Raw genomic sequence first — 22,060 nt, 5'->3', positions numbered from 1 at the left:
TTTTCAACAGGTTGTTCTAAGTTTGTTGTTGAGGGAATAGTTGCATGATTTATGATGTTGCAATTATTGGTGCTGGTTTGGCAGGATTGACATTGTCGCGTCAATTATCGCTTGAGGTTCCATCAGCAAAGGTTTGCCTGATCCATGATAAGGCTTTTCCCAACCCTCTGGCAGCTCATAAGGTTGGTGAATCAACTGTTGAAATAGGTGGGTTTTATTTGCGTGATACGCTTGCGTTAAATGATTACATGCATAAAACGCACCTGGTTAAAATGGGTTTGCGTTTTCTTCAGACGAATAATAATGAAGAAGGATATAAAGAACTGGGAGTTTATCACTTTCCCTATCATGATGCGTTTCAGATTGACAGGGGAATGTTTGAGAATGATTTATACAATATTTTAAAAGAAAATATAGATATATATGAAAAATGCCGTTTTATTGATTTTGAACGAATTGACGGAATCTATAATATAAAAACGCTTCAGTCTGATGGGGTAGAAACTATTGTGAAAACCCGCTGGCTTATTGATGCTTCAGGCCGTAAGCGTTGCCTGGCTAGAAAATTTGGTTTTGAAACACGCTTCCCCCTTACACATTCTGCAGTCTGGTTTAGGGTTGATGGGATTATTGATTTAAATAATATTTATGTTTCAGATGACCCAGAAAATGTTTTTAAGGACAAGCAACGTCGTAACAGTACTGTGCATTTGATGGGAAAAGGACGATGGGTTTGGCTAATTCCCCTTGCGGAAAATAAAACCAGTATTGGTATTGTGTTCGATGAAAAGATTATCCGTGCTGAAGATCTTGTCTCGCAAGAAAAAGCGTTTCTCTGGCTGAAAAATAATGAAAATAAACTTTATAACGAACTTGAAATAAATAATTACCCAATTTTGGATTTTAAGTTTTTCAGGAAATATAGTTATCTTTCCGATGAATTTATATCTTCGGATAAATGGGCCGTCGTGGGAGAGGCAAAAGCCTTTATTGATCCCCTCTATTCGAATGGAACAGATGTTATTGCCATAGAAAATACAATGTTATGTAATATTATAGATAAAGATATGAAGGGAGAAAAATTATGTGAATGTTTTATGAGAGAATATAATGATTTAATAAATGAGATTTTAAAGATATTTATTTCTGTTCATGAAAATTCATATAAATTTTTTGATGACTGGTATTATATAAACCTAAAGACGAATATGGATGCCATTCTATATTTTGGAACATTTTGTGTTATGTTCATGAATAAGAAAATGAAGGATTATGAATTTTTACGTTCAGTAAAGCCCTTCATTCTAGAAGCAGCTTCAGACCATAAGAGGTTGATGGACTATATTAAAAGCCCTCAGTTCCAATCTGATGAAAAACCCGTAAAAAGATTTATTCCTATTGAAGAGTCTATTGAGAGTTATATAAATAGACATATTGTTTGTGAAAATAACGATGATATCAGTGTTCTAGACCTTCTACGAGATAATGTTATTATATATAAAAAGATGGTTGATTATATTTTATCAGGAAGAGATTTTGAGGATATATTTTATCCTCCTTCAGAACCATATACTCTGGATATGCCCGTTTCTGAGAATTTTAAGTGGCGTTATGGTAATTTTTTCAAGTCTTAAGCGGAATTACTTCGTTAAAATATATGCTATAATGGGGATGATTGGTCTTTTTATAGGCGTTATGGCAGTCGCACCCGTGGCAAGAGCGCAAAGCTGTTCAGGGCAAGCAGCACGTGTGGAACTGGCCTGTCATAGCTGGACCGAGATAGATCAAGCTCTGAAAACAGGAACAATAACAGTTATTGTTCCTGTTGGAGGTACAGAGCAAAGTGGTCCTTATATGGCAGTGGGTAAACATAATGTTAGGGCCCAGAAGTTGGCTGACGATATCGCTTCCAGATTAGGTAATAGTTTTGTGGCGCCGGTTATGGCTTATGTGCCAGAGGGGTCAACAACGCCACGACAGTCTCATATGCGGTTCCCCGGAACACTTTCTATTCCTCCCAAGGTTTTTGAAGGGTTGATTATAGGGGCCGCTGAAAGTCTGCAGGTACAGGGGTTTCAGAAGATTATTTTCCTGGGAGATCATGGCGGCTATCAGAGTCAGTTAGCTCAAATAGTGAAAAATCTTGAAAGCATATGGAAAAAGCGTGGGGTTAAGGCTCATCTTCTATACGTAAAAGAATTTTATGATGTTATTCCCGGTGCCTATGCTCAAAAGTTAAAAGCAATGGGGCTGGGCTATGCTGTAGGTAAGCATGCTGAATTAAGTGACACATCACTTATGTTATCTGTTGATCCATCCCTTGTGCGCCTTAATGCTTTAAAACATGCGCCAAAACCCGCTATAGAGGATGGCATTTATGGCGGTGATCCAAGACCGGCTACGGCTGAACTTGGCCAGATAGGTACAGATATGCAGTGCGATGCTGCAGTTAGGTCGATTGAGAATTTTGATAGGAGTTTGCCGTGAAGTGCAGTTTTGCCCTGATGGTTGCCTGTGCTTTTGTGAGTATTCAAACAGTCAAAGCGGCTGATGATTACCAGTCTGTACCTTATTCATCAGAGAGTGAATATATAGATGGTATGCCGATTGTCCATGACTCCTCTGACTATGGCAGGGAGCAGGGGCAGGAGCAACCTTTTCACGAAGAGGCGCCTTCTGTAGCGTTGCCTTCTCAGGATTATTTTCATAAAGCTGAGAAGGTAGGAGCTCCCAAAGTGAGCGAGATTTCTCATCCTGAAACCATACAGCTTGCTCCGAGTGCGGTGCCGACAATCCCTGGGATGCCTCCGGTTATTGATGCGCAGGATCTCTATAGTGAGACAGAGGGTGTTGAGAAATTATCACCGATTGTTAAAAATCATCTTGAGCGGGTTTATGTTCCTAATTTGAGGAGTAATACTGTCTCTGTCATTGACCCTAGCTCTATGCAGGTGGTTGATACGCTGAAAGTGGGGAACTCACCACAGCATGTCGTTCCGTCATGGGATCTGCGTACATTATGGGTCACCAATAACAGCGAAAGGCGGACAGATGGTTCTCTCACGCCTATTAACCCTGAAACGGGAAAAGCAGGCCCGCCGGTTGCGGTTGATGACCCCTATAATATGTATTTCACGCCGGATGGGAAAAATGCCATTATCGTCGCAGAAGCACGCCGCAGGCTGGATTTCCGTGATCCTCATACAATGAAGTTAAATGGCTCGTTAAAAGTCCCGGCCTGTGATGGTATTAATCATGCGGCTTTTTCGATCGATGGTCGTTATGCCATTTTTACCTGTGAGTTTGGGGGGTATATTGCCAAAGTTGATACTGTAAACCGTAAATTGATCGCCATGTTACGTCTGTCAAAAGGTGGTATGCCGCAAGATGTGCTGACAGCGCGGACTGGTCATAAATTTTATGTTGCAGATATGATGGCAGATGGCATTTTCATTATTGACGGGGACCATTTCAAGGAAACAGGTTTTATTCCTGCTGGCGTTGGTACGCATGGACTTTATCCAAGTCGGGATGGTGGTCTGATTTACGCTGCCAACAGGGGTAGTCATGCAATTCATGGTCCCAGACATGGTGCCGGTAGCGTTTCTGTTATCTCAGCCTATACAGAGCATGTTGTTGCAACCTGGCCAATTCCCGGAGGGGGAAGCCCGGATATGGGGAATGTCAGTGCTGATGGAAAGACATTATGGCTTTCAGGACGTTTTGATGATGTGGTCTATGCCATAAACACGCAAAATGGTGCTGTACAGGAAATTCCTGTTGGGGGAGAACCGCATGGTCTGACAGTATGGCCGCAACCAGGGCGGTATAGCGTCGGCCATACAGGTATTATGCGTTGAAACGATCATAAAATAACAATGGACATTTTACATAAAACCATAGTTATTTAGATCGTATGAGTATTTTAAAATCCATTAGCTATCTTCTGGTGTCTTTGATTGTGAGTTGCTTGGCAGTTCTGGGGGCTGTAAGCCCTCTGGACGCTGCTGAGACAGAGTGGGCTGATCTGGCCCATAGCCAGGCTCGCGTGATTCTGGATCATGATGTCATAGGGCCGGAGCAGTCTGTCAGACTGGGGCTGCAAATTCGTTTGCAGCCAGGCTGGCATAGCTATTGGATGAATCCCGGTGCTGCGGGTGATGCCCCTCATATCGAAGTCAGCGTAACAGGTCGGACCTTAGTCAAACAAGGTCCCATTCAATGGCCTGTCCCCGTCTTGCTGAAAGAGGGAGACCTTTCCGCTTATGCTTATGAAGGAACTGTTTTTCTGCCTCAGTCTCTGGAGTTGGCAGGGCAGGGAGATGTGACCCTCAAAATACATGCAGAATGGCTGGTCTGTGCAGAAATCTGTGTTCCTGAGCAAAAAGAATTTACTCTCCTGATTCCTTCTGATGCGCATTCTGTTATGAATCCTGAGGCTGCATCATTATTTGAACAGGTAGAACATAACCTCCCTCAGCCAGCGGGTTTTGAGGGAAAGATTACACCGGAAAATAATCTGATTATTGAAGATGCTTTTTTATCGAGGAAAACACTCAAGAGTGCTTATTTCTTTCCTTTCAGGACAGGTCTAATAGATCCTAATGCAGAGCAGAAGCTTCATATCGATAATGGCTTCATCACATTGGCTCTCAAGGCGGATCCGTCTCTTGAGGAAAAACTCTCCCAAAAAATGCCTGAGGGACTATTGGCACTGACGGACCTTCAGGGTCAGACAAGTTATGTCACTCTGAAAACTAGACCGGAACAATCTGCTCTACCTTCCAAACATCATGATGAGCGCTTGGGTCTGATTTTATTATTTGCCTTTCTTGGCGGCGTTATCCTGAATGCAATGCCCTGTGTGTTTCCCGTATTGGCGATGAAAAGCCTGTCATTAATTGCCCTTCATGGCGCAGCACAGCGTGAGAGGCGACAAAGTGCATTTTATTATACTCTTGGAATTCTTGGCAGTTTTGTAGCTCTTGGTGGGGTTCTTCTGCTTTTGCGTGGATTGGGAAGGACTGTGGGGTGGGGGTTCCAGTTCCAGTCGCCCTATTTTATCGCTGTCATGTGCTGGTTCCTGCTTTTGCTGGCCCTGAATCTGTCTGATGTTTTTTATATAGGAACAGGAAGAGCGGGAAATGCTCTTGCAGCAGGTGCAGGGCAGATTGGAAAATCTAGAACGCAAAAGGAAACACGTATTCACGACGTGATAACAGGTTTTGTCGCTGTTCTGCTTGCGACACCTTGTGTTGCTCCTTTTATGGGAGTCGCTATCGCGGCGGCTTTGTCCCATTCAGCTGGGATGGGGATTGCAATCTTTGTTTTTATGGGGCTGGGCCTGTCTTTCCCGTATATTCTGCTAGCAAATGTACCTGCTTTGGTAAGGCTTTTACCACGGTCAGGGAGTTGGATGGATGTCTTTAAGAGATTTCTGGCCTTCCCTTTATTAGCAAGCTGCGTGTGGCTTCTCTGGGTAGGAGTGTTGCAGAATGGCTCTGGCTTCATCATCGCTGTTGCTGGAGGAGGTGTTTTATTGTCCTTCTCTGCCTGGCTTTATGGATTGTCTCAGAAAAACCGTTTTCAGGGGAAGTATAAGCGCCTTAATCTCTTGAATTATGGTCTTATCATGATTTCGGTTATAGGGGCGTTTTTTCTACTTGTTACACAGTTCGCACCTGATTCAGTGGTGGGAAAGAAGTCGGAAAACTATACATATTCCATTCTTCCTGAAGGGTGGGAGCCCTTTTCACAAGAGAGGTTACAGCAGCTTCAGAAAGAGGGTAAGCCCGTTTTTGTGGATATGACAGCTTCATGGTGTTTGACCTGTCTGGTGAATGAACGCGTTGCCTTAAAAGTGCCTTCTGTCCTTGCAGCCTTTAAAAAACATAATGTTACTGTCATGGTAGGGGACTGGACAAAAGGCGATGAGAAAATTTCCCGTTATTTAAGGCGTTATAGACGTGATGGGGTGCCTCTTTACGTTTATTATCCACCTCAATCATTTACGGGGACGATAAAATCTGACAATATTTCAGATGGTAAGGTACTTCCTCAAGTTCTGACCCCTTCATTACTTATAAACACCTTGGAATAATCCTCTCATCCATTAGAAAGAATGGCTCGTTAGAAGGATCTTTATAGATGGGGCGTGTCATTTTCCTTAATAATTTTTCCAGAGATTTTTTTTCAGGAGGGATCAAGACAACATATCGTCATGCGGCAATTCTGAACGAAAAAGGGATTGAAGCGAGCATTTTGCAGCCAGGCGGTCCTCCGATCCTTCTGAAGGACCCAGTTCAGCGGGCTTTGGCGTATGATGATATTTCTATCATGTCTGATGATGTTGTTGTTTTTCCTGAGACAATTACCGGTCCTTTTGAGAAGGCTATTTCAGAAGAGATTCCCTGTATTAAAGTTATATTCTGCCAGAATCCTTTCTATTTCTATTCTTATCATATTACAGAAGAACGTCTCAAAGAGTGGAAAATCAGACGTATTATTGTACCCAGTCAGTGGGCAAAGGATTCCATTCAGTCTGTTATCGGGTTTGAAGATGTAAAAGTTGTAACGCCTGTTATTGACACAGATGTTTTTCATCCACGTCCAAAAATCCTGAAAATTGTTTCAGCCAGCTGGAAGTGGAATAATCACCCGGTCATACCGTCCTATAACGACCTGATTCGAAAAATTTTATCTGCAAAATATCCTAATCTGGCAGATATCCCCTGGGTGGAACTTTCAGGTTATGAAGAGGAGAAGGTTGCAGAAATCATGGGAGACTCTGCTATTGCCCTTATTTTGGGTGCGGCAGAATCGTTAGGGATGACGGCGCTGGAAGCAATGGCCTGTGAGTGTGTTTTGGTTGGATTCCATGGGGGCGGTGGGCAGGATTTTGCAACATCTCAAAACGGATTCTGGCTTTCACCAGAAGATATTGAAGGAGTGGTTGATTTTTTGGCTTTGGCGATTGAAGGGCAGAAACATAATCTGGAATATATTCAGAAAATTTGTTGTAATGCACGCCTGACTGCGCAGCGTTATAATAACGGACGTACGTCCGCAAGTCTGCTCGAGGCCTATCAGGATTTGCTTCTTCAGGGACATTATGTGACGTATTTATAATGACTGATCATAAAAATGGGCTGTTATATTATTAACGAGAATTCGTTATGACACGTGTGATTTTCTTAAATTGTGTCGCCAAGGACCTGCAATGCGATAGTATAAAACTATTATACCAGCAGGCTCATTTGCTGAATGAGGGCGGTATAGAAGCGAAGATATTTCAGCCTGATGGATTCCCGTTATGGCTGGACCAGGGTTTTCCCAGAACTTTACAATGCCAGGATATTTTTATTGATCCTGACGACATAGTGGTTTTTCCACTTATTGCATTTGATAGATTGTATGTTTCTTTAAAAGAAAAATGGCCTTGTAAGAAATTTTTTTATTGTCATGATCCTTATCTAATGATCATGAAAGGAATCACTAAGGATCTGTTAAAGGAATGGGATATTTTAAAAATTATTGTTCCCAATAGATGGTGTAAGGAAAAATTAAAGTCTTTTTTGAATATAGATAATATTGATGTCGTTTATCCATACGTTAATATTGAAGAATCTTCGACGATAATGAAGAATTTTCATATGTCCATTTATTGGGAAAGAGAGTGTGATTATAAAAATTCTTTTGCATCATTTTATAATGGCATATTTTACAATAAATATCATGATTGTGATAAAAAAATATGTTGGGAAAATATTTGGGGAAAAAGCGAATCTGAAAAAAGTGAATGCCTTAGAAAGTCAGCATTATGCATTTCATTCTGGCGCTTGGAGACGATCGGCTTAAAGGGGCTCGAAGCGATGGCTGCGGGGAGTCTTTTTTCTGCGCCCTTGGGAGGCGGAAGTTCTGATTATGCCAGTTCCCAGAATGGTAGGTGGTTTATATTTGAAGATCTGGAATCTCTTGCAGATATGACTTCTCAGATGTTGGAAGGGTTTGAAAGACAGTCAGCCTCTTATCAGAGACAGCTGAATGAGGGGTTCAGGGTGGCATCTCTTTATACAAGAAAGAATGCCGTAAAAAACGTAATCGATATCTATGAACCCTTTGTAATAAGATGATGAACATGAAGAGGTTTTTGTTTTTCGTCAAAGTTTTGCCATAATATTATGTGACGCGTAATTGAGATTACGATTGGGATAATAAAGCATTTTTCTTGAAAAATTCTATTGATTATTGTATTATTCCCCAAGTTTTAGAGAGACTCACTATCTTAACGAGAGTGTTCACCTATGTCAGACGTCCCTAATAAAAACGTTTTTTCTTCTCCTGAGGGGTTTGGGGGGCGGAAAGGTAAAAGTCCTGATATTAATTCTGCCTATGTAGATAGTGCAGGCCATAAAAGCCTGAAGGTTGGCAATGGTGCTTTTTGCAGTGATGCAAAAGGGCTTTTGCATAATGTTGTTGCCTCTGGATATAAAGTTACAGAGTGGGATTGGGACGGTAATCCAGCAGCAACAAGTGCGTCTCTTCTGTTATCTTCTGATGCCAGCACGATCATTAGTGGTGCCACGGCCCTTGATGGGGCGGCGATTGCCGTCGCAAATGGCGCCCATCTTTATAATGGATATGCAGGCTCTAATGCTTCTGTTGATGCTGTTCAGGGAGGGATTATCTCCGGGGTTGATGTTACCTCTGGTGGTGCGGCGGCGGCGGCGGTTCTGACATCTGACGCTGATGGGAATAACCCTCTTGGTAACAAGAATGTAGGAGGGACTATCTTTGATCCTTTAGTGCATTCTGGAGGATATATCCTGGCAGGAGGAGGTGGTCCTGGTTTTACAGTAAAAGGGTTTAACGTAGCTGGGAGTGGGGGATTAGTTTCCGGTGGGACCTATGAAGACGGTTCAGAGATGGCTGTGGGCAGAGGGGGGACGTCTCTAGGGGGCGTTTTTGCGGGGACGCAGTATGTTCAGTCTACGGGTGTGACGAGCGGAAATGTTTTTAAGGGTAGTGGTGCAACACAGATTGTGAATGGTGGTCTTGCTTCACGTTCTACGGCTCTTGATGGTGCTCAGGTGTTTGTTTCTGGGGGGCGTGGCTCCGAGTTGGTTGCAGGGCAGGGGGGTACTGTACTTGTAGCTGGTGGAACTTACGCGTCGATTCTGACTTCTGATCATTCTACGATTCTTGGTAATTATACTTCGGGTTTTTCTTACGGTAATACAGTTTTGAGTGGTGGCACCGAGATCGTCGGATCTGATGGGTTTGCTACAAGTTCAGTTGTGACGTCTGGTGGTAAAGATATTATTGCTAGTGGTGGTACAGCCGTTCTGACCAATGTATCTGGAGGTGTCGCAGAAGTTTCTGCTGGTGGTTATATGAGTGCCGGTAGTGCAGCGCAGGGTGGCACGATTGCTATTTCTGGCGGTGGAACGGGTATTAGTATAGCGGCGGATTCTGGTGGATATGTCGATGTACAGAGTGCTGCTTCAGCTTACGATATTATCGCTAATAGCAGTGGGCATGTTATCATAGAAGGAGGGGCTACGGTCTCTGGTGCTACAGCAAATAGTGGGGGTCTCTTTGATGTACAAAGTGGGGGCTCTGTTGAATGGGGACTTCAGGTTAATGGTGGAAGTGCCAATATCAATAATGGTGCCAATGTCGATGAACTGATTGTTAGTGGCGGTTCGGCGGAGATATATTCAGGCGGAAATGTTGGGGGGTTCGTCGTTACTGGAGGGACGCAGGCTCCCGGTGGCCCTATCGTTCAGGGTACAGTGCAGATCGATCAAGGGGCGTCTTTTGGATATAACTATAACGAGTTTTATCCTAATGGCAGTTCTGTAACAGCCGGCCCTGGAGGGGTGGTTGTTGTCGGCTCGGGTGCTGAGGTTTCTAACATAAACGCTGTAGGTGCAGGGTATCCTTCACGAGAAGGAGCCGGCGGGACAGTTATCCTTCATGGTAATGTTGATCATGCTGTGGCGACGTCCGGGGGCGTTGTTAGTGCCGGTGAAGGGGCATCTGTTGGTGATATCTCATTTGCAGGGGCTAGTGCCTATATTGGATCTGGTGCCACGGTTGGTGATCCTTCATCTGGCGAAGTTCTTGTCGATAATCATGGGACGCAGACCAGTGTTCCGCATGGAACATTGGTGGCATCAGGAGCTTATGCGTTTGAGCCTGGTTATTTAAATAATGGGTATTTCTATTTAGATACTGAGCCTGGCTATTTGAATATTGAGAATGGTGCGGTTGTTGATGCTGTGTCGGCAGGTAACAACGGTCTAGTAGATATTGCCGGTGCAGTAGCAAGTGCCGATGCTGGCGCGAATGGAAGAGTTAATTTTAACGGCGGTGAGGCTGCTTCGGCTACTGCGGAAAGTTCTGGCATTGTTCAGATTAACGATAATTCGTTTGTTTCATCATTGTCTGCATATGATGGTGGCAGTGCCCTTGTGAATAGTGGCGGCCGACTAGATATGATGACGATTGACAATAATGGTCATGGAACAATCCAGGCTGGAGCAACAGTGACAAGCGTGCACGTCGGAGGGGGAGGGTCTGCCTTGTTCCTCTCGGGGGCTTCAGCTTTGTCTATTACGGTTGCAAGTGGTGGCTGGGTCAGTGGCCCCACTGTCACTGATAATAATATCCTGACTGTAGAAAGTGGCGGGACTGCAACTGGGGCGGTTATTACTGCGGGACGTAATGATGCTAAAGCAAATCCTGGTGGTGGTAAGGAACATCCAACGACTATAGATAATAGTGGTGGAGAGACGGTTGTCGCATCTGGCGCAACCTTGAATTCTACATATATTCTGGGAGCAACGAGCGCGGGTGGCGCAGGTGGGCTGCTTGTAGTTGAATCAGGTGCTGTCCTGCAAAATACGTCTATGGGGTCCAATGCTCGTATTAAAGTTGAAGGCCTTCGGTATAATGACCAACATAAGCAGGTTATATTCCAAGGAGGTGTTCTGTATGTAACAGAGGGCACAGGTGCCGATGCACAGTCATGGAGCATTCCTCTGTTGGGGGGTTATAATCCGAATGATTTCACTTTAGTGGATGATGGCTCTGGAAATACAGTTCTCGTTTATGCCTGTTTCCTTGCTGGTGCGATGATCCGTCTGGAAAATGGTGAGGTCCCTGTGGAAGACATAAAGGCAGGGGACCGTATCTGTGTACTGGATAATGGTCAGCCCCAGATCCGTGAGGTGCGTTCTGTTATTCATAAACGTGCTGTTGTGCGGAAGGATCTGCCAGAAGAACTGGCAGGATGGCCGGTGCAAATATGTAAGGATGCCTTTGCGCCGAATGTTCCTTCACAGGATCTTTTTGTGACGCCTGAGCATAGCTTCTATTTAAATGGTCGTTTTGTGCCGGTTCGTATGTTGGTGAACGGGGCGACAATCCGCTATGACCTGTCTCAGGATAGTTATGAATATTATCATGTGCAGACTGATCCTCACGCGATTATCTGGGCAAATAATACATTGACAGAAAGTTATCTGGAGACGGGCCTGCGGCAAGGGTTTGAAGAGCAGGGTAGCAAGGTCGCGCGTTTGGTGCGTTTGAGGGATCTGACATGGGCAGATGATGCTGCCGCACCTCTGGATATAAGTCGTGCTTTTGTCGAGCCTCTTTACAATGAGTTCCGTGATCGTGCCTATGCTCTCGGTTTTGGGAAAGAAAGCGTAGAGCCGGCAAAGCAGAATTTGACAGAAGATGCTGATCTACGCCTGATGCTTGATGATGGTACAATTGTAAGGAATTGTCGTCAGAGCCATGGTAAGATGATTTTCGCTCTGCCTCATAGGACCAGGACTGTAAGGTTGCTTTCAAGATCTTTCAGACCATCTTCAACCATCGGCGCTTATGTTGATGATCGCCGCGATCTTGGTGTTCTGGTTGGGAAAATTGAATTCTGGACGGGCGGGCGTGAAATTGACGTTACGTCTCATCTAGAAGGGAAAGATCTTCCTGGCTGGAGTGTCATAGAAGCTGGCCCCCATCGTTGGACGACGGGGAATGCCCTGCTGCCGCTTCCAGAATGTGTCGTTGCTGATGGTGAGAAGAGTCTCCTCTCTCTTCAGATTGAAGCCGGAGGGCCTTACCCTCTCTATTCTTCCATGCCAGAAAATGACGTTGCTCTCAGCGCATAACGCCTGAGGGCGTGGTAGAAAAGGAATGGGAGATTTTGGGGGACGTGGATGTTTGATCGTTTCGTTCTCTATAATGCGTGCCACTTTGGTGAGGTGGCCGCATTAGAGGGGATAGCACGGCGCTATAGCTTTGCGGAGCTGGAAGCGTCTGTCAGTAGGGTGGCACGTGTCCTTCAGACATTAAAAAAGCTTGTCTCTCCTTTAATTGCAGTTCAATGCCCTGATTCGTGGCATCACTGGATTATTATATTAGCCTTATCGCGCCTGGGTCTGACGTCTGTCTCATTGCCTGATGCTGATGTGGTAGAGGAGGTTCTGACTCTTTTAAAACCTGATCTTGTTATTCAAAGTGGCGGGGATCTGGAGGCAACTTCCAAAAGTCTCATACTTGACCGGGCCTGGTTTAACCGCGTTTTATCCGGTTTTGAGACAGATACGCAGGAGAGTTATTTTTCTCCCTGCCCTGTAGATCCCAGAGCAATTTGCCGAGTGGCGATTGCCGCGGGGACTGATAAAAATATTCATGCTTTATCATTTAGTTTTGGTGATATTGAGACAGCGCTTTTACGCTTTATTTATCAGGATAGTCATGTAGCCTTGGAAGTGGCAAAGCAGAAACAGAAGAAACCTGATTTGTTATGTACAATCAGTCCTGCTTCTCATAGTGCTTTTTTGATGGTTGCCGCTGCTTTAGCGAGTGCAACAACAATTTGCGAAGTTAGCAATCAGAACATTGCTTCAGAAGTTGCACGGGGACGACCATTATTTGTTGTAATGACGCCCTCTCATTTGAGTCATCTGCTCAAATCATTGCCGCCGGGGATGAAGTCCCTGCCCCATATTTATCTGACCGTAGTTGGGGCAGCTCTGTCAGATCATCTGTTACAGAAAACGCTGCAACGGTTTACAGCTAATGTCACCATTGCTTATGGCACTGATGAATGCGGCCTTGTTACGGAAATATCTGCTTCTTCAAGAGAGTGTGCGCAGAGTGTAGGTTCAGTCCTTCCTTGGGCGAATATTGAAATCGTTGATGAGGAAGATGTCCGACTGCCATCAGGGCAAACTGGCACTATCCGTATCCAGACAGTTGGGATGGCAAAGTCCTATCGTGGCGAGCCAGGTTACAGTCAGGGTCGCTTTAAAAATGGTTGGTTCTATCCTGGCGACAGGGGGTATGTCTCTGAGCGGAGGGAACTTCATATAACGGGAAGAGATGATGATCTGATCGCTTTGGGGGGCGCCAAGTTCGACCTCTCAGTTATAGATAGCATTGTAAAAAAGAATCCGTCAGTGATTGATGCAGCATCTTTTTTGATAATTGATGAAGAAGGCAGAGAGAGTCTTTATTGCGCATTAATTAATAAAAGTGATCTCGCAAATGAGATTATATCGAAATCTTTGAGGGGGCGATACCCGGACTTGCCCCCTGTAACAGTTATATGGGTTGAGACTATTCCTTATGATGAGGGAGGAATTGTTGATCGTCAAAAATTAAGAAACAGCGTATCATTATATTTAAAATCAAGAAGAGCTGATACTTAATAACGGGGACAGGGGACTGCGATATATGAGTGCGAAGCAATCGACCGAAATTGCTATTATTGGTGTGGGCTTTGAACTGCCTCAGCAATTGGGAGATAAAAAAGCACTTTGGCAGTTTCTACTTGATCAACGTGAGGCGGTTATAGAGATCCCATCAGATCGGTGGAGTATCGGTCACTTCTACGATCCAGTAGATCAGACGCCCGGCAAGACCACAATGCGGTGGGGGAACTTTCTCAGCCGTGGGTCTTATGATTTTGATCCGTTATTTTTTGGTATTTCTCCAAGAGAAGGCATGATGATGGACTTCCAGCAACGTTTGTTGCTCGGGGTCAGCTGGCGCCTTATGGAAAATGCCAATCTTGTTCCTGCAAGATTGCAGAATACGCGCACAGGCGTTTTTATCGGCGGCTTTACACAAGACCATATGGTGCAATGTGGCAGCCCTTATATGCGCGCCCAGGTCCGTGACCAGTTTGCAGCGACCGCAGCGCCAATGACTATGTTGGCAGCCCGCCTGGCCCATGTTTATGGCTTGCAGGGGCCAGCGATGTCGATTGATACGGCGTGTTCCTCATCCCTTGTCGCTATCGCACAGGCCTGTAATGGCCTGTTATTGGGGGATTGCGATCTAGCCTTTGCAGGTGGCGTTAATTTCATGCTTTCCCCGCAAACCGCCATGTTGATGACAAAAGGGCATTTTCTGGCCAAGGATGGCCGTTCCAAAAGCTTTGATGCGTCAGCAGATGGTTATGGGCGGGGAGAAGGCTGCGTTCTTTTTGCTCTGAAACGTCTGGATGATGCTCTGCGTGATGGTGATGACATCCATGGTGTTATCTGTGGGACTGGCGTTAATCAGGATGGTCACACCCCCGTCCTGACGATGCCTAGCGCAGAAGCGCAGGAAAGCCTTATGACAGAAGTGATGAAAAAGGCGGGTGTCAGACCAGATCAGGTCGCCTATGTTGAGGCGCACGGCACAGGTACTCCTGTTGGTGATCCCATCGAAGCCAAAGCGATAGGTCAGGCGATTGGACGGTATTTGCCTGAGGGGCAGAAGGTTATCGTAGGTGCCATCAAGGCAAATCTCGGCCATACAGAGGCTGCGGCCGGAGCATTGGGGGTTTTGAAAGCACTTTTATGTCTAGAGCACTGTCTGGTGCCTGCCCAGGCTAATCTTCACGAGTTGAATCCTGCTATTCCTTTTGATGATTATAAGCTTGAAGTGCCTTCTCAGTCTGCGGTGTCTTTGCCTCAGACAGAGTCGCTCTACGCATTGGTTAATTCTTTTGGTTATGGGGGGACCAATGCTGTTGCCCTGCTTCGACGCCCGACAAAAGAAGAGGCGGAATGTGCCCGGCAGAGACTGGGTGAGAAATTCAAAGGGAAAGATGTCAGTTTTTCAGGAATAATGGGGCGTAATCCCTTAATCATTTCAGCATTCTCTGAAAAATCCCTTCAGGCTCTTGCTGGTGCTTATGCAGCACTGATTGAAAGTGAGGATTATAAAGGGTGGGAAGAATTATGTTTTTCCGCCGCCATGTACCGTACGCGCTTTCGCTACCGGGCAGTCATTCTGCCGCAACAGACAGGAGATGAAACAGGAGAGGCTCTGGCCGCTTTACATGCCTTGGCAAAAGGGGAAAATCATGAAGCCCTTTATACAGGTGAGGCTGTTATTGACCGCAATACAAAACCTGTTTTTGTCTTCTCAGGCATGGGGCCTCAATGGTGGGGGATGGGCCGCACATTCTTACAGAATGCGACTGAGTCCATAAATTGTCTCGCCCAAAAATGTGATGAAGCGTTCAAGGCTCTCGCAGGCTGGTCTATTCTTGAAGAGCTTTTCAGACCAGAAGAAGAATCCCGTATTCAAGAAACGCAAATTGCCCAACCGGCGATTTTTTTACTGCAAATTTGCCTGGCAGAATTTTTCAGACAGCAGGGGGTCGAACCCGGAGCCATAACGGGGCATAGTGTGGGTGAGGTAGCCGCTGCCTATGTCAGTGGTGCTCTGGATTTAGCCAATGCTGTGAAGGTTATTTATCATCGTAGCCGCCTTCAGGCCCGCCTTGAGGGCAAGGGGGCGATGCTGGCTGTCGGGTTAAGTGCTGAAACACTGAGGGAAAAATTACAGACTATAGAAGGCACTATTTGCATCGCAGCAATTAATGCACCCCAATCCTGCACATTGGCTGGTGAGAAAGCGGTGCTGGAAAAACTGGCAGCAGAATGGAATGAAGAGGATATTTTCACACGCTTTCTGAAGGTAGAGCTGCCTTATCACAGTCCCTTTATGGAAGAAGTCAGGGACGAATTTCTCTCATCTTTGTCTGATCTTCAGAGCAATCAGCCTGATATTCCCCTTTATTCAACAGCGACTGGTCGTTTATGGGATCAGTCAGAGCATCATGATGCGGCCTATTGGTATAAGAATGCTCGTGAGCCTGTCCTGTTTTTAGAGGTCATGAGACAGTTATTGAAAGATAATTACTCTGTCTATCTGGAAATAGCGGCTCACCCGGTCTTATCTCCGGCCATGAAGGCGAGTGCTGAAGAAACGCGCCATACAGTTTCTGTTTGTTCAACGTTAAAGCGCAAGGAAGATGATCAGGCCAATTTGACCAGATCTGTCATAGATCTTGTTTTAGGCGGCGCAGAACCTGACTGGCGCTTGATAATGCGTCCTTCCCGTGTGGCTTTGCCTCCCTATATGTGGTGTGTGGAAGGGGAACTCTGGCAGGAAGTTGAGGCAGCTCGTCGTGACCGCCTTGATATGACGGTGCATCCTGTTCTGGGGACACCTTCTCTTAATCCAGGCCGTTCCTGGCAGGCCGATATTACATCTGTCATTATGCCCTGGCTGGTAGACCACCGTATTGATGGCATTACCCTTTTTCCGGCAGCTGCCTATATTGAGGCAGCACTGGCTGCGCATAATCAGCTTGAGTCCAAAGCGCCGGCTATTCTGGAAGATTTCCGTCTCAGTGCCCCTCTCGTCTTGCAGGAGGGAGCGGTGCCGGTCATGGCCTGGTGTTTCGATGAAGAGTCACGAATATTGACGTTCAGCAGTGAGACTATGGCCCTGAATGGTGACTGGCAGGTTCATGGTCAAGTCACAGTGTTGCAGGCAGCACCTTGGGAAAAAGAATCTATAGACTTTAAGGCGTTATGTCAGAACATGACCCGTTTTGAGGGGGCTGAAGTCTATAAGGAGCTGGCCGATTACGGGATGGGTTACGGTCCTTCCTTTCAAACCATGAAAGTTCTGTATCGGGGAGATGGGGTCTCGGTTGGCGAAATCGCCCTGAAAGAAGCTGAAAAATCTGAGATTGAACGTTATTTCATTCATCCGGCTCTTCTTGATGGTGCCTTGCATGCAGTGATTGGTGCCTTTCAGATAGAAGGCAATAAGGACAGTCTGTTTGTCCCGACGGAGATCAGGCGCATCAGCTATATGGGGCAGAAATGTGACTCAGTGATTGTTGTGGTCAAACCTGTTTTCCAGAGTAAGGAACGGGTTGAGGCAGATCTGACTCTCTATAGTGTCGAGGGAGAGCCTCTGGTTGAAATTCTGGGTCTTAAATGCCGTCGTCTGGCCCGTATTGGTCATGATGAGGCAAGTCGTGTCGGGCGGCTTCTGCTTTCACCTTCATGGGTCGTAACAGAGAAGCAGATTTTGCTGAATGAGCCTTTGGCGCTGGCACTGATTGGCAATAGGGGTGGGCTTTCAGGGAAGTTACAATCCCTTTTTATGGAAAACGGGATTGAAGTTTTATCTTATGAATCTTCTGGAGATAAAACACTTGATAATCTTTTTGCCCATGACAGGAAACTTCTGGACCTGTCAGCCATTGTCTATATCCAGGATCCTGAAAGTGAGCATGAAAAAACCGCCATTGAGGCGGTGCAGAAGGCGCTGTCCTTCATAAACAAGATTCCGACCCGAAAGCGTAAAAAACCGGTCACGCTTATTGTTGTGACATATGGTGCTTATGGCGTTTCAGGTCAGACAGAGATGATATGTCCGTCTCAACGGGCTGTTGCGTCTTTCTTTAGAGGGGCTCAGAGTGAACGTGGTGATCTTGCGGTCCGCGTTATTGATGTCCCACATTGCATGGCCGATGATCTTCTGGAGGCGCTTGCCGCAGAGCTGGTAATGGGGGACATTTCTGAGGATACAGTCGCTCTACGTGAAAATAAACGTTACGTTGAGAGACTGGTTAAATCCAATCTCAATCCAGAACCAGAAGCAGTTCCTTTTGAAACCCTGGAAGGGAGCCAGGATGGCCGTCTGGGAATTCGTCTCCAGCCAGGTGCGACGGGGATTCTTGAATCATTGAACTGGCAGGCTTATGAGGTTCCAAAACCAGGTCCGGGAGAAGTCACGCTAAAAACACTTATGGCTGGTTTGAACTTCAAGGATATTCTCAAAGCCATGTCCTTGCTGCCGGAGGCTGTGGTTGAAGGCACCTATAATGGTGACCATCTGGGGATGGAAGCCGTTGTTGAAGTTGTCGCTGTGGGAGAAAATGTCACAGACCGAAAAGTTGGTGATCTTCTGGTCTTCGTCTATCCGGAAAGTTTCTCTCTCTATCGTGTCTGTCCGGTAGAGGCGCTCCAGCTGAGTATGTTGCCGCTTAATGAGGAAGTTTTATCTTACGGTAAAGCCGCCATCGCAGGGGCGCCCCTTGTTTTTGTAACAGCCTATTATGGATTGATGCAGCTTGCCCGTCTTGAAAAAGGTGAGAGTGTGCTGATCCATGCAGGGGCTGGCGGGGTTGGTCAGGCTGCCATACAAGTTGCTCTGATGCAGGGGGCAACCATTTATGCAACAGCTGGGAGTGAGGAAAAAAGGGAATATTTGCGTCAGCAGGGCTGTGCTGGCGTGTGGAGTTCCCGCACATTGGAATTTGTGGATGGGGTCCGTCAGGCGACCAATGGGCGGGGTGTGGATGTTGTCCTTAACTCTCTGCCAGGAGAGGCCCTGGCACATAGTTTATCACTTGTGGCGCCATTGGGGCGTTTTATTGAAATTGGCAAGCGTGATATTGTTGAGCATCACAGGCTGGATCTGACACCGTTTAATGAGAATCTGTCCTTTTTCTCATTTGATATGGACCGGATCATGCCTGATAAACGTCTCAAGCAAATTCTGGTTGATATTATTCAATGTGCCAGAGAGCGGAAATTGAATTTCCTCCCTCATAAGGTTTTCCCGGCCTCTGAAGTTGTCGAAGCTTTCCGTTATATGGCGTCTTCAAGACATATTGGGAAAGTAATTCTTTCTTTTGAGGATCTGAGCGGTCTCAAGGTTCATCCAATAAAAAAAGAAGTTCCTTGCGTTAAAAAGGACGGGGCCTATCTGATTACAGGAGGTATGGGAGGGTTTGGTCTTAAAACTGCGGAATATCTTTTGCGGCAGGGGGCGGGGGTTCTGCATCTTGTGGGGCGGCGCCTTCCAACGCAACTTGAAACGCAGGAAGCTTTGGGTGCGTTAAAGAAAGCTGCTGAGGCTTTCGGAACGATTATCGAAATCCATCTCCTAGATGTGACTGATGAGGAGGCCCTAAAGGCGCTGATTACTGACCTGAAAGCTGCTCCGGTACCTTTACGTGGCGTTTTTCATGCTGCTGGCGTTGTTGATGATATGATCCTGCCCAATCTGACAGATGAAAATGTCGAAAGGATTATGGCGCCTAAAATTCTGGGGGCTCAATGGCTGGATGAAGCAACACGCGGTATGGCTCTTGATTATTTTGTGCTTTACTCATCCTTTACGACTGAAATCGGCAATCCCGGTCAGTGTCCTTATATTGCGGCAAATGGCTGGTTAAATGCTCTGGCAGAAAAACGTCATCAGGCAGGCGAAGTCGCCTTATCTGTCGGGTGGGGCGCTATTGGTGATGTGGGGATGCTTGCACGTAATGAAGCAGCTGGTCGTGTTTTTGACGTGGCGGGGGTGAAAGCCATAGAGGCGGAGAAAGCCCTGTCATTTCTGCCGGTTCTGTTGCGGATAGATCAACCTGTCATTTCCATTGTTGATATTGATTGGGCCAAGGCATTTACCGCACTGACGTGGCTTGAAGGAGCGGCCCGCTTCGGGGCGTTAAAACAGGAAAGCCGTAAGGATGGTCTTTCTGATACGCTACAGATGCTGTTTTCCATGCCTGAGACAGAACGTCTGGATTATGTCTTGATGCGGCTGAAAGGACAGCTTGGGGCAGTTTTGCAGATTGATCCTGAGACGATTAGTGATAATGCACGGCTTTCCGAACTTGGGATTGATTCACTGGCTGGGGTGGAATTACAAATGGCTATCCGCTCCGAGTTTGGTGTGGATGTCTCACTCGTTCTTCTGGCTAGAAATGAAACAATTATTGAAATGTCGCGCTCATTATTGCGTCAGGCAGTCAGTCTTGGTGCCGGTAAAACACCCTTAGGCATAAATGATGAAACGCCGGAAAAGAAAACTGCATGACTCAGCAGGGAGATTATCAGCTTTATCATCATGAAGATGGTCGTGTACTTCTTGACTGGAAGACATCGACACTGGATGAAATGCTGAGTTACCGAGCGCATATAACGCCTGATTATAAGCAGTTCAGCTATATTGGAGATGGTGAAACCATAACCCGGGAAATGACTCTGGGACAAACACATGAGTGGGCTTGCCGTGTTGCGGGTTTGGTCGCCCGTTTTGTGCCAGAGCGTTCCCACATTGTGCTCTGTTTTGAAAATGGGCTCGAAGCGATTGCGGGTTTTTTCGGCTGTGTCTATGCCAATATGATCCCAATTTCAGGTATTTATCCGACTGCGCCTGAAAGCGTTTCACGCCTTGTTGATATTCTTAATGATTCAAAAGCTGTCGCCGTCATTGGGTTACGTCAGACCTTGCTTGATTTCAGGCGTATGATGCCCGAGGATGCTCCTTCAGTAAAATGGATTCCTCTGGAAGGAGCAGAGAAAACAGAACCTTTGTACAGGCGTCATGCGGTGGATGTCCATGAGGTTGCGCTTGTACAATATACATCAGGCTCAGTCGGGCGTCCGCGTGGTGTGCAGATTACACATTATAATTTAGGCTGTAATCTGTTTTTGATGTTGGGCAGGATCGGCTTTTATGACGGTGCTATAGGTGTCAGCTGGCTTCCACTTTCTCATGATATGGGGCTGATTACTGGCTTACTGGTGGGGCTGACAGCAGGGGGGCCGTGTATGCTCATGTCGCCCTTCCATTTCATTGAAAAACCTGAACGTTGGCTGAAGGTGATCAGTCGCTATCGTGTCTCATTTACGGCAAGTCCTAATTTTGCCTATGATCTCTGTACCCGTACAGTTTCTGATGAAACATTAAAAACGCTTGATTTGTCCTGCTGGTGGCGGTCTCTTATCGGGGCTGAAATGATCGAACAGGAGACAGTCGAGCGTTTTATTGACCGTTTTTCTAAAGCAGGTGTTACGAAAACCCTGATTCATTCGGGTTATGGTATGGCTGAAACGACTTTGGGAATAGCCAGTGGTGGACAGCATATAACAGTTAAGGATGAGCGGGATGATTCAGTCGTATCTTTTAAGGCTTTTTCGCGCTCAGCCTTAACAGAAGGAGTTGTCACTTTTCCGAAGGACGAGCAGGATACGCGTATTCTGGCGAGCTGCGGCAAGGCTCTTGAGGGGCATAAAATCACAGTCGTTGATCCTGAGACTGCAGAGGTACAGGACGAAGACCGGGTCGGAGAACTCTGGCTGAGTGGCCCCAGTATTTCACCGGGTTATCTGAACCGTGAGCAGGAGAATCGTGAAAGATTTGGCCTTATGCTTGGGGGTGACTCCTATTTCAGAAGCCGGGATATGGGTTTTATTCATCACGGACAACTTTATATCACCGGAAGATTGGAAAACCGTATTTCGATAGGGGGAAGGCTTTTTGATCCTGATGATCTGGCCAGTGTCATACGTCATAAATGCCCGCTTTTCAGCGCACGTAGTTTAGCCATATTTCGGGAGGATAAAGCAGTCTGTGTTCTGGGAGAAGTTTCGTCAGCATCTTTAGCAGGGCAGGAAAAGTTACTTATCTATAAAATGGCACGTGCTCTGAAGGAAGTCTGCCCGGTTAAAGAGGTAAAGGTTATTTTGGTCAGGATAGGGGGAATTAGTCGCACTCCTAGTGGAAAAATTCGTTTGAAAGCAACGCAAGAGGCGTTTAGGAAGAAAACATTGCCGCTTCTTGGAGAATATTCTTTTACAGATGTGGAGCTGGAAACAGTTAATATTCTAGATCGTCCCACCATTATTTTATGAGACAGGGATGTAGGTTTATATGCATTGAAAAG

General features: G+C 46.1%; 10 protein-coding genes. All 10 read left to right on the top strand.

Annotation, left to right across the window (positions count from 1 at the left end; all coding sequences use genetic code 11):
* Window positions 1-44 precede the first annotated feature (44 nt).
* The 10 genes from AC3B6P_RS01880 (at window position 45) to AC3B6P_RS01835 (ending at window position 22,028) form a co-directional block, all read left to right on the top strand.
* The gene (locus tag AC3B6P_RS01880) at window positions 45-1,634 is read left to right on the top strand and encodes an NAD(P)/FAD-dependent oxidoreductase (RefSeq protein WP_489804460.1); all 1,590 of its coding nucleotides are present in this window, start codon (window positions 45-47) and stop codon (window positions 1,632-1,634) included.
* Window positions 1,635-1,695: 61 nt separating this feature from the next.
* Window positions 1,696-2,487 (top strand): creatininase family protein, encoded by a 792-nt coding sequence (locus AC3B6P_RS01875; protein ID WP_489804459.1) that lies wholly within the window; start codon window positions 1,696-1,698, stop codon window positions 2,485-2,487.
* On the top strand, window positions 2,484-3,860 hold the full coding sequence (locus tag AC3B6P_RS01870; RefSeq protein WP_489804458.1) for a YncE family protein: 1,377 nt from the start codon (window positions 2,484-2,486) through the stop codon (window positions 3,858-3,860). Before AC3B6P_RS01875 ends, AC3B6P_RS01870 begins: the two co-directional genes overlap by 4 nt.
* Window positions 3,861-3,961: 101 nt before the next feature.
* Window positions 3,962-6,100, top strand: a complete 2,139-nt coding sequence (locus AC3B6P_RS01865) for a protein-disulfide reductase DsbD family protein (protein WP_489804457.1) — start codon at window positions 3,962-3,964, stop codon at window positions 6,098-6,100.
* A 47-nt stretch (window positions 6,101-6,147) separates the two neighbouring features.
* On the top strand, window positions 6,148-7,128 hold the full coding sequence (locus AC3B6P_RS01860) for a glycosyltransferase family 4 protein (protein ID WP_489804456.1): 981 nt from the start codon (window positions 6,148-6,150) through the stop codon (window positions 7,126-7,128).
* 47 nt (window positions 7,129-7,175) lie between these two features.
* Entirely contained in the window at window positions 7,176-8,132 is a 957-nt protein-coding gene (locus AC3B6P_RS01855) for a glycosyltransferase (RefSeq protein ID WP_489804455.1), read from the top strand.
* Window positions 8,133-8,303: 171 nt separating this feature from the next.
* Window positions 8,304-12,182, top strand: a complete 3,879-nt coding sequence (locus tag AC3B6P_RS01850; protein WP_489804454.1) for a Hint domain-containing protein — start codon at window positions 8,304-8,306, stop codon at window positions 12,180-12,182.
* Window positions 12,183-12,230: 48 nt separating this feature from the next.
* The gene (locus AC3B6P_RS01845; RefSeq protein WP_489804453.1) at window positions 12,231-13,727 is read left to right on the top strand and encodes an AMP-binding protein; all 1,497 of its coding nucleotides are present in this window, start codon (window positions 12,231-12,233) and stop codon (window positions 13,725-13,727) included.
* 25 nt (window positions 13,728-13,752) lie between these two features.
* Window positions 13,753-20,208, top strand: coding sequence for an SDR family NAD(P)-dependent oxidoreductase (locus AC3B6P_RS01840; protein WP_489804452.1), 6,456 nt, complete (start codon window positions 13,753-13,755; stop codon window positions 20,206-20,208).
* On the top strand, window positions 20,205-22,028 hold the full coding sequence (locus AC3B6P_RS01835; protein ID WP_489804451.1) for an AMP-binding protein: 1,824 nt from the start codon (window positions 20,205-20,207) through the stop codon (window positions 22,026-22,028). Before AC3B6P_RS01840 ends, AC3B6P_RS01835 begins: the two co-directional genes overlap by 4 nt.
* The last annotated feature ends 32 nt before the right edge of the window (window positions 22,029-22,060 follow it).

It is taken from the genome of Aristophania sp. ESL1142 (assembly GCF_058107345.1).
This window is presented reverse-complemented; position numbering and strand designations above follow the sequence as displayed.

What these genes read in the sequence shown, in the direction of transcription:
- AC3B6P_RS01880 (WP_489804460.1), top strand. Translation starts at nt 45, where the DNA reads ATGATTTATGATGTTGCAATTATTGGTGCTGGTTTGGCAGGATTGACA.
- AC3B6P_RS01875 (WP_489804459.1), top strand. Translation starts at nt 1,696, where the DNA reads ATGGCAGTCGCACCCGTGGCAAGAGCGCAAAGCTGTTCAGGGCAAGCA.
- AC3B6P_RS01860 (WP_489804456.1), top strand. Translation starts at nt 6,148, where the DNA reads ATGGGGCGTGTCATTTTCCTTAATAATTTTTCCAGAGATTTTTTTTCA.
- AC3B6P_RS01855 (WP_489804455.1), top strand. Translation starts at nt 7,176, where the DNA reads ATGACACGTGTGATTTTCTTAAATTGTGTCGCCAAGGACCTGCAATGC.
- AC3B6P_RS01850 (WP_489804454.1), top strand. Translation starts at nt 8,304, where the DNA reads ATGTCAGACGTCCCTAATAAAAACGTTTTTTCTTCTCCTGAGGGGTTT.
- AC3B6P_RS01845 (WP_489804453.1), top strand. Translation starts at nt 12,231, where the DNA reads ATGTTTGATCGTTTCGTTCTCTATAATGCGTGCCACTTTGGTGAGGTG.
- AC3B6P_RS01840 (WP_489804452.1), top strand. Translation starts at nt 13,753, where the DNA reads ATGAGTGCGAAGCAATCGACCGAAATTGCTATTATTGGTGTGGGCTTT.
- AC3B6P_RS01835 (WP_489804451.1), top strand. Translation starts at nt 20,205, where the DNA reads ATGACTCAGCAGGGAGATTATCAGCTTTATCATCATGAAGATGGTCGT.